Genomic DNA, 12,972 nt, shown 5'->3' on the forward strand with positions numbered 1-12,972 from the left:
CCGAAAAGCTTTGGGCGAGCCGGAAAGTGGCGGAAGAATGGTTCCTCCCCCGGGTTCGCTCCAATCAGCGGGAAATAGCTGGGGGACGAATCTGGACGTGAGGGAAGAAATCCGGCGGTAACGCACTCAGAGCCCGGTCAGATACTCCGTGACCTCGTCATACCGCGGCAGCAATCCGGACTCGGCGGCCTCCAAAAGTCCGGGCGCCGCCGTGTCTTTCGCGGACAGCTCGTAGTTCAGCGCACTGCCGTCGCGCCCCGTCGTCGGCCACTCGATGCCGAGTTCTTCATCGAGCGGGTTGATGCCGTGCTCGGCACCCGGGTTGTATCCCGTCGAACACAGATAGGTGACCGTCGAACCGTCGGCCAGCGAGAGGAACGCATGCCCCAGCCCCTCCGAGAGATACACCGTGCGGCGGTCGACGTCGTCGAGCAGCACCGTGTCGTAGGTGCCGAAAGTCGGTGAGCCGACCCGGATGTCGACGATCACGTCGAGGATGGCACCCGACGGACAGGTGACGTACTTCGCCTGCCCGGGCGGCACGTCGGCGAAGTGCACGCCCCGCAACACGCCGGCCGCCGACACGGACAGATTCACCTGGGCGAGGTCGAAGCGATGGCCGATGGTCTCGCTGATGACGTCGGCCTTGAACGCCTCGGTGAACAGCCCACGTGCGTCGCCGTGCAGCACCGGGGTGAACTCCCACGCCCCGGCAATGGACAGTGGCCGAACCTTCACGCGAATCCCTTTCCGCGGGCGAGGATGTCGAGGAGGTAGTTACCGTAGCCCGACTTGCGCAGCCGTTCCGCCCGGGCGGCCAGCTCGTCGTCGGTGAGATACCCATGCCGCCAGGCGATTTCCTCAGGCACCGCGATCTTGAGTCCCTGCCGCTGTTCAACGGTGCGAACGAAGTTCCCGGCGTCGAGCAGCGAGTCGAATGTGCCGGTGTCGAGCCAGGCGGTCCCGCGCGGCAGCACGGTCACCTTGAGTTCGCCGCGTTCGAGGTAGTGGGCGTTGATGTCGGTGATCTCGTATTCGCCTCGCGCACTGGGCCGCAGTCCGCGGGCGATCTCGATCACCTCGTTGTCGTAGAAGTACAGTCCTGGCACCGCATAGTTCGATTTCGGTGCGGCCGGCTTCTCCTCCAGCGACACCGCGGTCCCCATCTGATCGAATTCGACGACGCCGTACGCGCTCGGCTCGGCCACCCAGTAGGCGAAGATCGCCCCGCCTTCGATATCACCGAAACCCTGCAACTGCGAACCGAGACCGGGACCGTAGAAGATGTTGTCGCCGAGCACCAGGGCCACCGACTCGTCGCCGATGTGGTCGGCGCCGAGGGTGAACGCCTGCGCGAGCCCCTCGGGGGCGGGTTGGGTGATGTAGCTCAGCTCGATCCCGAACTGCGATCCGTCGCCGAGCAGCCCCCGAAAGGCCGCCTCGTCCGACGGTGTGGTGATGATCAGGATCTCGCGGATACCGGCCAGCATCAGCGTCGAGAGCGGGTAGTAGATCATCGGCTTGTCATAGACAGGGACGAGCTGTTTGCTCACCCCCTGCGTGATGGGGTGCAGCCGGCTCCCCGTTCCTCCGGCCAGAATGATCCCGCGCATGGGGCCAAGCCTAGTGGTTCGCCCATCCCCACGCCGAGGCGTGCGCGGCGTCTCACATCACCACGCCGCCCGGCGACCATCCGACCACCTCGGTATCGTCTGACCCACACCATCACTCGAGGAGAAGTGGGAGACGATGCGCGTTCTGGTCACCGGGGGCGCCGGATTCATCGGCGCGAACTTTGTGCTTCGTACCGTCGAACAGCGTCCTGACGTGCGCATTCGCGTCCTCGACAAGCTCACATATGCCGCGAATCCGGCCACGCTCGCACCGGTGTCGGATGTCGTCGAACTGATCGAGGGCGACATCGCCGACGCAGCCCTGGTCGATCGGCTGGTCGGCGACTCCGACCTGGTGGTGCATTTTGCCGCCGAATCCCACAATGACAATTCGCTCGCCGACCCGTCGGACTTCATCCAGACCAACCTGGTGGGCACTTACACCCTGCTCGAGGCGGTGCGCCGGCACGACGTCCGCTATCACCACATCAGCACCGACGAGGTGTACGGCGACCTCGAACTCGACGATCCGGCCCGCTTCACCGAGGCAACCCCATACAACCCGTCGAGCCCGTACAGCTCCACCAAGGCCGGTAGCGATCTGCTGGTGCGGGCGTGGGTGCGCTCCTTCGGGGTGGCCGCGACCATCTCGAACTGCTCCAACAATTACGGCCCGTATCAGCACGTGGAGAAGTTCATCCCGCGTCAGATCACCAACGTGCTCTCCGGTGTCCGGCCCCGCCTCTACGGCGACGGCCGCAACGTGCGCGACTGGATTCACGTCGACGACCACAACGACGCCGTGTGGACCATCATCGAGAAGGGCGAGATCGGCGAGACGTACCTGATCGGCGCCGACGGCGAGGTGGACAACCGCACCGTCGTCGAGACCATCCTGGAACTGACCGGACAACCGCGCGACGCCTTCGACTTCGTCACCGACCGCCCCGGTCACGACCTGCGCTACGCCATCGACTCCACTCGCCTGCGTACCGAATTGGGTTGGCGGCCACAGTATGTCGACTTCCGATCCGGCCTGACCGCAACCATCGACTGGTATCGGGCCAACCCCGACTGGTGGCAGACCGCCAAGCAATCCGCGGAGTCGAAATACGCTGTCACCGAACGGGTTCTGGGCTGACGCCGTCCCTTCGCTCAGCGACGGCAATCTCCACGGTCGCCGCGACCAGCGTTCCGACGGCGGCCACGGCCGGTCACCACGCTGATGAGGGCATAGATCCCGCCGACGAACCACAGGATCATCACGACGATCAGTACGTAGTCCCAGAACACCCGGCCCTCACACCCCCGCCGGCACCGTCGCCGTCAGGAACGCGATCTGATCGCCGACCACCCGCTCGAACGCGTCCCCGACGTAGATGTCGAAGTGCCCGTAGGGGTAACACTCCAACGTGATCATCGGATTCGCTTGCGCCGCAAGCACAGTCGGACCCACCGGCGCGACGGTGTCGGCGTCGCAGGCACACACCAGGGTGGGGATGCGGATCTTCTTCATCGACCGCGCAGGCGAATGCACCGAGATCGCCAGACCGATCCGGGCCGCCACCTCGTTGCGGAACGCCGACCCCTCGGGCACCAACCCCAGGTACCCGGGCACCACGTCGGGGGCGGTCATCAGCGCCGTGTCGTGACCGGTGCCGGCGAGTGCGACGAGGACCGGTTCACGGCGCAGCACCATCGACACGAGGTCGGCGACACCCCGCGCCGACACCTTGGCCGCGCCGCGGCGATCGAGCGCCAACGTCGACGCCATACCACTGGTGAACGGGCACTGCGAGATCGCGGCGGCCAGATCGGGGTGGCGGGCGGCCAGAACCAGCGCATGACCGCCGGAGAACGACGTCCCCCACACGATGACGCGGGCCGCATCCACGCCGGGCAGGCTGCGCGCGTATGCGATGGCGGCGTCGTAGTCGGCGAGTTGCCGACGAACCGACAGCAGCTGCCGGGGTTGCCCGTCGCTGTCACCGAAGTGCCGGTAGTCGAAGACCAGACACGCATACCCCGCCTGGGTGAAACGCTCGGCGAAGGCGTCGAGTCGCATGCCACGCACCCCGCCGAGGCCGTGCGCCATCACGATGATCGGCGGATCCGGCGTTCCCGGCTCCGCATCCGGCCGGTACCACCACGCCCGGATCGTCGTTCCCGACGACGCGAACTCCACATCGGACCGCTGCACACCCATATCCACCCCTACAAGTCTCGTCGCGGGCGTCACCGTTGTCGTCGGGTCGTGCGGATCACAGCATCCTCGCGGCCATCTGTCAGGCTCGCCGCCTACCGTGAACAGTATGCGTGTACTCGTCAGCGGCGGAGCCGGCTACATCGGCTCACACACCGTCATCAGACTCGTCGAACATGGCCACGACGTGCTCATCGTCGACGACTTCTCCAACTCCAAGCCGACGGTCATCGGCCGGCTCGAGGCCCTGACCGGCACACATATCCCCGTGCACGCCTTTGACCTCACCGACGTCGACAAGACTGAGCATCTGTTCGCCCACGAGCAGATCGACGCCGTCATCCATTTCGCCGGCTTCAAGGCTGTCGGCGAGTCGGTGGCCAAACCGCTCGACTACTACCAGAACAACCTCGACTCGACGTTCTCGCTGCTGCGGGCGATGGGCCGGCACGGCGTGTCGACGTTGGTGTTCTCGTCGTCGGCGACGGTCTACGGCGCCGAGCCCGTGCTGCCGATGACCGAGGACTCCCCCACCTCGGCGACCAACCCGTACGGCTGGACCAAGGTGATGATCGAGCAGGTGCTGCGCGACGTCGCCGCCAGTGACGACGCCTGGCGCATCGCGGCGCTGCGGTACTTCAACCCCGTCGGCGCCCACCCGAGCGGGCAGATCGGCGAGGACCCGTCCGGCATCCCCAACAATCTGATGCCTTTCGTCGCGCAGGTCGCCGTGGGCCGTCGGGACAAGCTGTCGGTGTTCGGTGACGATTACGACACCCCGGACGGCACCGGGGTGCGCGACTACATCCACGTCGACGACCTCGCCGCCGGTCACGTCGCCGCCCTGGAGCAGATCAGCACCACCGACCCCGGCCTGTCTGTGTGGAATCTGGGTACCGGACACGGTGTTTCGGTGCTCGAGGTGATCAAGGCCTTCGAGCGTGCCAGTGGCCGGGAGATCCCGTATGAGATCGCACCGCGCCGCGCCGGCGACATCGCCGCGTCCTACGCCGATCCGTCGCGGGCCAACGCCGACCTGCACTGGAGCGCGGAGAAGACCATCGACGACATGTGCGTTGACACCTGGCGGTGGCAGTCGGGCAATCCGAACGGCTACCCCGACGCCTGACCCCGACGCCTGACCCCGCCCGAAACCCATGACCACGTGACCGTGGCCGAATATTGGTTGTAGTTCTACAATCTTTGTATGTCTACAACTACCTCCGTCGAGCTGACCCCTCGCCGCAAGACGGTCATCCTCGCGACCTGTTGTATGAGTCTGCTGATCGTGTCGATGGACGCGACCATCGTGAACGTCGCCCTTCCCGCGATCCGCACCGACCTCAACGCCTCGGTCTCGTCCCTGCAGTGGGTCATCGACATCTACACGTTGGTGCTGGCCAGCCTGCTGATGCTGTCCGGGGCGACCGCCGACCGATACGGCCGGCGCCGCCTCTTCCAGATCGGGTTGATCACCTTTGCCGTCGGCTCCCTCGCCTGCAGCCTCGCCCCGTCGATCGGCATCCTCATCGCCGCCCGCGCCCTCCAGGCGATCGGCGGCTCGATGCTCAATCCGGTGGCGATGTCGATCATCACGCAGGTCTTCGTCGATCCCAAGGAACGCGCCCGGGCGATCGGCATGTGGGGTGCGGTCGTCGGGATCTCGATGGCGGTCGGTCCGATGGTCGGCGGCGCCCTCATCGATCTCATCGACTGGCGGGCGGTGTTCTGGGTGAACATCCCGATCTGCCTCATCGCGGTCACCCTGACCGCGCTCTACGTGCCCGAATCACGCTCACCCGTCATGCGCACCCTCGATCCCGTCGGTCAGGCCCTGGCGGTCCTCGCGCTCGCCGCGGTCGTCTACGGCCTCATCGAGGGACCGGGCCACGGGTGGGGATCGCCGCGCACGATCATCGTGTTCGCCGTCGCCGTGCTCGCCTTCGTCGGATTCCTCATCGCCGAACGCCGTCATCGCGATCCGTTCATCGACCTGCGCTTCTTCCGGAGCGTGCCGTTCTCCGCCGCGACCGCCATCGCGGTCTGCGCCTTCGCGAGTTGGGGTGCGTTCCTGTTCCTGATGTCGCTGTACCTGCAGGAGATCCGCGGCCTGTCCGCGATCGCGACCGGCGCCATGTTGTTGCCCGCCGCACTCGCCGTGCTGATCCTCTCGCCGCTGTCCGGGCGGGCCGTCGCCCAGTTCGGCACCCGTCCGTCCCTGGTGGTGGCCGGCATCGCGATGCTGATCAGTTCGGCCCTGATGATCACCATCGACGCCGGCACCTCCCTGGTGCAGATCGGCATCATCTTCGCGATCTTCGGCATCGGCTTCGGCGCCATCAACGCGCCGATCACCCACTCCGCGGTCAGCGGCATGCCACGACACCGGGCGGGTGCGGCCGCCGCGGTCGCGTCGACCAGCCGGCAGGTCGGCGTCAGCATCGGGGTGGCGCTGGCGGGCAGCATCACCGGCGTCGCCGCGGCCGGGATCGGCCCGTCCTTCAGCACCGACATGCACCCGATGTGGCTGCTGGTCGTGGTGTTCTCCGCGACCATCCTGATCCTGGGGATCGTGTCGACGACGCGGTGGGCCAAGCACACCTCCAACGAGGTGGCTCGCGTGCTGATCGATCCGGAGCCCGCCGATGCCTGAGTCCCGCGCGTCTGAGCCGACCGACGCCGACCGCCTGCGCACCGAGATCTGGCGCGCCATCGCCGCCGCCGTCATCGACTCGCGCGATCAGTGGAGGCGCGACGTGGTCGCGACCACCGGGCTCCCCTTCAGTCGCTACCGCGTGCTCCGACGCGTCGCACGAAAGCCGATGACACTCAAGGAGGTCGCACATGCGGCGATGATGGACGCACCGGCCGCGTCGGTGGCCGTGTCGGACCTGGAGTCCGCCGGGTATGTCACCCGGGAACCGTCACCCACCGACCGCCGATCCAAACACGTCCTCGTCACCGACGCCGGCCGCACTCTGCTGGATATGGTCAACAACATCGCCGACCCGCCGCCGGAGACATTGATGAGGGCCACCCCCGAACAACTCGCGGTGTTGCACACCGTGTTCGGCGAGTAGGGGTTTCAGTCACCGTCGCCGACGCGATGGCGACGATGCCCCACCAGCACGACGGCCAGGCAGATCAGCGCCGCGACGACACCGAAGCCGAACATGTCGGTGTAGGTGATCGCCCCGAAACTCTCTGACACCCAAGCCAAGACGGCGGGAACCGCGAAGCCCAGGTACGTGACCCCGTAAAACACCGCCGTCAATCCGGCGAGATCACTACGGCCGGAGGGATTCCGCGCTCCATGGTCACGAGCGATGCGCTGCACCTCCAGCAGTCCGGCGATCATCGCCATGCCGTACCCGCAGCCCAGGACGGTCGCCGCGACCAGCGACAGCCAGATGGTCAGGACGTGAGCAGCCAAGGCCGCCAACACCATTCCAATCGCGAGGACCACCAGCGCACTGACCACGCCACGCACGCCGTCGGGGTCGTCGATGCGGCGACCCAGGGATTGAATGCCGAAACCCGCGGCGAGTCCGAGCACACAGCACAACGCCGCGAAGGCGATCGGCGCACCCGCGGTTCGCGCGGACATCAGCGCCGGAATGACCGCATAGGCCGACGCACACGCCCCGAACACCCACGGCGCCACCGGGAGCACGACGAGCAGGAAGCGGCGGTGTCCGGCCGACGGGATCTTCAGATCATCGAACAGTCGACCCGGATCGGTCTGCCGCGCAACCGTTTCCGGAACTCGTAGGATCAGCACCGCGGCGATCGCGGCGATCGCGATGTTGACGGCGTAGGCGAGGACATGCGGCAACGGCGCCCACTGGGCCAGCGCTCCGGCAACCCCGGCGCCGATGCCGAAGCCGGCGGTCAGGCTCATCGCGGCCCGCCGAGCACCCGCCGCCGCCTTGTCACCGCCCCGGATGCTCAGCTCGGTGATCCAGCTGCCGCCGACGGCCATCGACAATCCCAGTGCCACACCGCTGCACACGCGTCCGATCGACAGCAGCGCCACCGAATGCGCACCGAGCGCCAGGAGCACCGACCCGAGTGCGGCGAAGATCGGCGCGGGCATCATCAGGGGCCGTCGGCCGAACCGGTCCGAGAGCGGGCCGCCGATCAGCAGGGCGGGCACGATGCCCAGCACGTAGAGGAACAGCAGGGCGTCGACCATGACGGCGGAGAACTCACCGCTCTGCCGATACATCACCAGCAGCGGGGTGAACTCGTTGCCGCCCCAGGCCGAAGCGAACACGGCCAGGGCGACCGCGGGCCACGTACGGCGGCGGGTCGTCGTCGACGACGGGAATTCGGTGGTGAGGGTCATCGGTCATCTCCGGGCCGGTTGCGAGTGGCACCGACGCTGTGGACGGCGTCGAGGTGCCTCGTCAACGCGGCGTCGAAGCCGTCGGCGTCGCGCTGCGCGATGAGTTCGAGGAGTTCGGCGTGATCGGCGAGGATGCGCGCAGCGATGCGCGCATCGCGGTGGACGCTGGCGGTCGTCATCCGGCGATGCCGTTCACCGAGTCCGGTGAAGAAGCCGGCGAGCAACTCGTTGTCTCCGGCGACGACGATGAGCTGATGGAACTGGGCGTCGATCCGCGCGAAGTCGGCGATGTCGTCGGCGGGCACGAGGCGATGCCGCTCGAGATTGTCACGCAGTTCCGCGGCCAGCGTCGCCGCCGACGCATCCCCCACGGCCCGCACCGCGTGACCCTCGAGCAATCGGCGGGCGTCGACGACGTCGCGCGCCTCCCGCTCGGTCACCGGGAGCACCAGGGCACCGCGTTTGGGGTAGAGACGCATCCAGCCCTCGGCCTGCAGCCGCAGGAAGGCCTCCCGCACGGGCGTGCGACTGACCTCGCAGCGGCCGGCGACCTCCCCTTCGGAGATCAGCTCACCGCCGGCGATCTCGTTGGTCAGGATGAGCTCCTTGACCTCGCCGTACACCCGGTCGGCGGCCGACGGCACGGACGCATGCAACATAGACACAAGATGAATGCTAGCGGCGGACCGGGCGGAACGGCCACCCCGGAGTTGCACGGAACACAACAACGCGACCACTGTGACCGCGTCGTCGGGCGCGGGTGAGACACTTGCGAGCAATCCGCGTGGCGCCTGACCAGGCATGCGATGCGGATGCAACGTGCAACGGCTGACGGCATACCCCCCGCGCTGGCGCCGAGCACGACCACGCCGCGACGCGTCAACGCCGACACGTCGCGCAGAACAGGTGACGCTGAGCCCGTCGCCCGACCAGGAGGAAATGCCCGTGACAAGTACGGACGACAACACCACAACACGACCCGGCGAGCCCACGATCGCCGACGCCCCCATCACCGACGACGAGATCTTTCTGGCCCATGCCGGCGGCAAACTGACCGTGGAACTGCGTTCCCCCATCGAGACCAAGCGCGACCTGTCCATCGCCTACACGCCCGGCGTGGCGCAGGTGTCACGCGCAATCAACGCCGAGGCCGATCTGGTCAACCGCTACACCTGGACCGACCGGCTCGTCGCCGTCGTGAGCGACGGATCGGCCGTCCTGGGCCTCGGCGACATCGGCCCGCGCGCCTCACTGCCGGTGATGGAGGGCAAGTCGGCGCTGTTCCGCACCTTTGCCGGCCTCAACTCGATCCCGCTGGTGCTCGACACCAAAGACCCCGACGAGATCGTCGAGACCCTCGTCCGGCTGCGCCCGAGCTTCGGCGCGGTCAACCTGGAAGACATCTCGGCGCCCCGCTGCTTCGAGATCGAACGCCGCGTCATCGAGGCCCTCGACTGCCCGGTCATGCACGACGATCAGCACGGCACGGCCATCGTCGTGCTCGCCGCGCTCAAGGGTGCCGCCCGGTTGCTCCACCACGGCCTGACCGATCTGCGTGTGGTGATCTCCGGTGCCGGTGCCGCAGGCGTCGCGTGCGCCAACATTCTGCTGGCCGCGGGCGTCGCCGACGTGGTGGTGCTCGATTCCAAAGGCATCGTCTCCGTCGGCCGCGACGGCCTCAACGTATTCAAGGAAGACCTCGCCCAGCGGACCAATCCGCGTGGTCTGGTCGGCGGCGCGGCCGAGGCGTTGGCCGGTGCCGACGTGTTCATCGGCGTCTCGGCGGGGCAGATCGACGAGGCGTTCATCGCCTCGATGAACGACGACGCGATCGTCTTCGCCCTGTCCAACCCGGACCCGGAGATCCACCCGGACGTCGCGGCCAAGCACGCCGCCGTCGTCGCCACCGGACGCAGCGACTTCCCGAATCAGATCAACAACGTCCTCGCCTTCCCCGGCGTGTTCAAGGGTGCCCTCGACGCCGGTGCGCGCCGTATCACCGAAAGCATGAAGATCGCTGCGGCAGAAGCGATCCTGTCGGTGGTCGCCGACGATCTCGCCGTCGACAAGATAGTCCCGAGCCCCCTGGATCACCGGGTGGCGCCGGCCGTATCCGCCGCTGTGGCCGCAGCGGCGCATGCCGAAGGGATCTGCTGAACGGCGCCCTGCCCCGATGACCACAAACGTCCCCGTGAGGCCCTCTCACCGCAATAATCCCGAGCCGGCCGCCCACGGGGACGTTTCTCGTCATTCGGTCTGGGCACCCTCCCGCTCCTGCCAGGTGCACAGACAGATCTCGTTGCCCTCGGCGTCGGCGAGCACCCAGAACTCGGGGGCGTGCTCGTCGGTGACCAGTCGACCGCCGGCGTCGAGGGCCGCGGCCATCCGGTCGGCGACCACGTCGTGCGGCAACCAGAGGTCGACGTGCATCCGGCTGCGTTGTGACCGTGGGGAATCCATCTGCTGAAACCACACCGGTGGGAGCAGTCCGTCGGGGTCTGTGAGGTCGGCGAGGGTGTGCTCGGGGTCGTCGCGGTAGCCGAGCACCGCACGCCAGAATGGACGGATCGCCTCGAGGTCGAGGGCGTCGATCGCGAGGTCGAACCGGGCGGGCGGCGCGGCGAGTGGCGACAAGTCCATCTCGGCGGCGATGTCGGCGATGGCACCGGCCAACGCGACGTCGGCCGCGGTGATCCGATGTGAACTGTGCGTACTCAACGTGAGATGCACTGAGCCGTAATGCAGATCAATGTCGGGGTGATGATTCGCCGCCTCGGCCGCGTCGATGATGCGGGCGACGAATCGACCACCGGTCACCATGTTCGACGTGGCGTAGGCCGCCTGCAGGGCGTCCCCGATGACGCGCCACGGATCGGCGACGGCGGCGGTGACCTCGGCGGCGGTGAGGGGTGTGCGTGGGGTTTCGGTCATGACCCGACGATACGACCCGCAATCGCGTGTGACGCGCGGATATCGCTACTATCCTGGGCGCCATGCTGATACCGGCACGGCTGACGGGACGCATCGTCGACGGCGAGGTGGATCTGGCCTTTCGACGATGGACGTCGCCGCGCGTCGCAGCGGGTTCGCGGTTCATCAGCAACGAGATCGTCGTCGAGGTGACCTCGGTCGAGGAGATCACCCTCGCCGACATCACCGACGACGACGCCCGCCGTGCCGGTTTCGATTCCGTGGCCGATGCCGGTAAGGCGTTGCGTCGCAACGAAGCTCCCGTCTTCCGGATCGGACTGAGATATGCCGGACCGGACCTCCGCATCGCACTGCGTAACGACGCCACGCTCTCCGACGACGACCTCACCGACCTGCAACGACGACTCGATCGCCTCGACGCCCACTCCACGCACGGCCCGTGGACGCGAGAAGTGTTGTCCCTCATCGGCCGTCGTCCCGCGGTGGTCTCCACCGAGTTGGCCGCCGAGATCGGACGACCACGGCCCGAGTTCAAGCTCGACGTCCGGAAACTCAAGAAGCTCGAGCTGACCCACAGCCTCGACGTCGGATACGAATTGTCGCCGCGGGGCGCGGAGTTCCTCCGCCGCGACGCGCAGGACTCATAATCGATCCATGCCCTCGCGTCCGCCTGCGCGTCACCTGCTCCGTGCGAAGGAACTGGTCGACACCCGATTCGCCGAACCACGCGGCGGATGGAACGAGCCGCGGCGATGCTGCGCGGCACCGACCGCAGCGTCGCCGACATCTGCGCGGCGGTCGGATTGACCAGCGTCGGGTCGTTCACCACCGGTATTCGGTCGGGCCTTCGGCACATCTCCCACCGAACACCGAGAGTCGTTCCCACCCGCAGCCACCTACGCTCGCCTCCCGGCGTGCGTACCGCGCGTCTACGGCCGGCCGGCGGCGACCTCGCGAACCGAGGGCATTGCGCAGACCAACACGGCACACGAGAAGCAGACCCACGCCGTCGGTGCTGCGGCCCGCGCCGAGGGTTTGGCCGCAACATGCGGAGTGATCGACTCGGTGTGACGGCAAGCGCGAGCGCTCACCGAGTCGACCACCGCAGTCCGGTATCGTGAGCCGACGATGTCCAGCGATGTGACCAGCCCCGATGATCGACCTGCAAAGAGTGTCGATCAACTCAGCGAGAAGGGGCGCCGCACACGCGATCGACTGCTCGATGCAGCTCGCGTCGTCTTCGAGCGCGACGGATTCATCGATTCCCGGGTTGCCGACATCGTCAAAGAAGCCGGCGCCGCATACGGCACCTTTTACACCTATTTCCCCTCCAAAGAGGCAGCCTTTCTGGCAGTGATCGAGACCCAGCAGGATGCGATCAAAGAAGCTGCCCGTCAACACGAGGCCGGAGTCGAGCGCCTCAACGCCCGCGATGTGGTCGAGGCCTCCAACCGCGCCTACCTCGAGGGCTACGGCAAACATTGGCGCCTGATGGAAGCGTGGTCGGTGGCCGCCGCTGTTGACCCCGAGATCGGCGGGCTACTCGAGGAGCTGATTCACTTCAACATCGAGCGAACCGAACGCTCACTGTTGCGGCTCCAGCAGCGCGGCGACATCTCGACAGACATCGATCCCCACTACGCCGCGCGCGCTCTCAACGCCATGGTGATGCAGTTCTCCATCCGTATCTTCCGCGACAACCCAGAGGGTGTCGACATCGACACCGCGGTACGCACCATCACCAACATCTGGTGTCAGGGCATTGGGCTCGGCGAGGATGCCCCGGCGTTCGACGCCACACACCCCTGACCGAGATTCACCCCGCGCTCCCCCACCGATAACCACCGCCGCGCCCTGGTGCTCCAGCCGACCGCCCG

General features: G+C 67.1%; 13 protein-coding genes and 1 pseudogene. 8 read left to right on the plus strand and 6 right to left on the minus strand.

Annotated features, from left to right (window positions below; genetic code table 11):
• Positions 1–126: 126 nt before the first annotated feature.
• Both ACWETB_RS16205 and rfbA read right to left on the minus strand, forming a co-directional pair.
• Positions 127–738: a dTDP-4-dehydrorhamnose 3,5-epimerase family protein gene (locus ACWETB_RS16205; RefSeq protein WP_452212247.1), complete on the minus strand. Its 612-nt coding sequence runs from the start codon at positions 736–738 to the stop codon at positions 127–129.
• Entirely contained in the window at positions 735–1,613 is an 879-nt protein-coding gene (gene rfbA, locus ACWETB_RS16210; protein WP_449742295.1) for a glucose-1-phosphate thymidylyltransferase RfbA, read from the minus strand. The genes ACWETB_RS16205 and rfbA overlap by 4 nt, the downstream gene beginning before the upstream one ends.
• Positions 1,614–1,749: 136 nt before the next feature.
• On the opposite strand from rfbA, the gene rfbB reads away from it, so the two are divergent.
• Positions 1,750–2,754 (plus strand): dTDP-glucose 4,6-dehydratase, encoded by a 1,005-nt coding sequence (rfbB, locus tag ACWETB_RS16215; protein ID WP_449742296.1) that lies wholly within the window; start codon positions 1,750–1,752, stop codon positions 2,752–2,754.
• Between the two features lie 159 nt (positions 2,755–2,913).
• Here the strand turns inward: rfbB and ACWETB_RS16220 are convergent, their stop codons facing one another.
• A complete protein-coding gene (locus tag ACWETB_RS16220) occupies positions 2,914–3,819 on the minus strand; it encodes an alpha/beta hydrolase (RefSeq protein ID WP_452212250.1) in 906 nt (301 codons plus the stop codon).
• A gap of 106 nt (positions 3,820–3,925) precedes the next feature.
• Here ACWETB_RS16220 and galE point away from each other — a divergent pair, with 106 nt between their 5' ends.
• The 3 genes from galE (at position 3,926) to ACWETB_RS16235 (ending at position 6,896) form a co-directional block, all read left to right on the plus strand.
• On the plus strand, positions 3,926–4,945 hold the full coding sequence (gene galE, locus ACWETB_RS16225) for a UDP-glucose 4-epimerase GalE (RefSeq protein WP_449742298.1): 1,020 nt from the start codon (positions 3,926–3,928) through the stop codon (positions 4,943–4,945).
• Between the two features lie 78 nt (positions 4,946–5,023).
• Positions 5,024–6,469, plus strand: coding sequence for a DHA2 family efflux MFS transporter permease subunit (locus ACWETB_RS16230; protein WP_452212252.1), 1,446 nt, complete (start codon positions 5,024–5,026; stop codon positions 6,467–6,469).
• Complete coding sequence (locus ACWETB_RS16235; RefSeq protein WP_449742300.1) at positions 6,462–6,896, plus strand: MarR family winged helix-turn-helix transcriptional regulator; 435 nt, start codon at positions 6,462–6,464, stop codon at positions 6,894–6,896. The genes ACWETB_RS16230 and ACWETB_RS16235 overlap by 8 nt, the downstream gene beginning before the upstream one ends.
• A gap of 5 nt (positions 6,897–6,901) precedes the next feature.
• Here the strand turns inward: ACWETB_RS16235 and ACWETB_RS16240 are convergent, their stop codons facing one another.
• Positions 6,902–8,164, minus strand: coding sequence for an MFS transporter (locus ACWETB_RS16240; RefSeq protein WP_452212255.1), 1,263 nt, complete (start codon positions 8,162–8,164; stop codon positions 6,902–6,904).
• Positions 8,161–8,823 (minus strand): GntR family transcriptional regulator, encoded by a 663-nt coding sequence (locus ACWETB_RS16245; RefSeq protein ID WP_449742302.1) that lies wholly within the window; start codon positions 8,821–8,823, stop codon positions 8,161–8,163. The genes ACWETB_RS16240 and ACWETB_RS16245 overlap by 4 nt, the downstream gene beginning before the upstream one ends.
• A gap of 280 nt (positions 8,824–9,103) precedes the next feature.
• Here ACWETB_RS16245 and ACWETB_RS16250 point away from each other — a divergent pair, with 280 nt between their 5' ends.
• The gene (locus ACWETB_RS16250; protein WP_452212257.1) at positions 9,104–10,321 is read left to right on the plus strand and encodes an NAD(P)-dependent malic enzyme; all 1,218 of its coding nucleotides are present in this window, start codon (positions 9,104–9,106) and stop codon (positions 10,319–10,321) included.
• A gap of 90 nt (positions 10,322–10,411) precedes the next feature.
• On the opposite strand, the gene ACWETB_RS16255 is transcribed toward ACWETB_RS16250, so the two are convergent.
• The gene (locus ACWETB_RS16255) at positions 10,412–11,095 is read right to left on the minus strand and encodes a VOC family protein (protein WP_059036365.1); all 684 of its coding nucleotides are present in this window, start codon (positions 11,093–11,095) and stop codon (positions 10,412–10,414) included.
• Positions 11,096–11,157: 62 nt separating this feature from the next.
• Here ACWETB_RS16255 and ACWETB_RS16260 point away from each other — a divergent pair, with 62 nt between their 5' ends.
• The 3 genes and pseudogenes from ACWETB_RS16260 (at position 11,158) to ACWETB_RS16270 (ending at position 12,904) form a co-directional block, all read left to right on the plus strand.
• Positions 11,158–11,742: a hypothetical protein gene (locus ACWETB_RS16260; protein ID WP_452212259.1), complete on the plus strand. Its 585-nt coding sequence runs from the start codon at positions 11,158–11,160 to the stop codon at positions 11,740–11,742.
• Positions 11,743–11,749: 7 nt separating this feature from the next.
• Positions 11,750–12,166 (plus strand): annotated as a pseudogene (locus ACWETB_RS16265) (helix-turn-helix domain-containing protein).
• 57 nt (positions 12,167–12,223) lie between these two features.
• Positions 12,224–12,904 (plus strand): TetR/AcrR family transcriptional regulator, encoded by a 681-nt coding sequence (locus ACWETB_RS16270; RefSeq protein WP_083533907.1) that lies wholly within the window; start codon positions 12,224–12,226, stop codon positions 12,902–12,904.
• Positions 12,905–12,972 lie beyond the last annotated feature (68 nt).

This window comes from Gordonia sp. NPDC003950 (assembly GCF_053605205.1).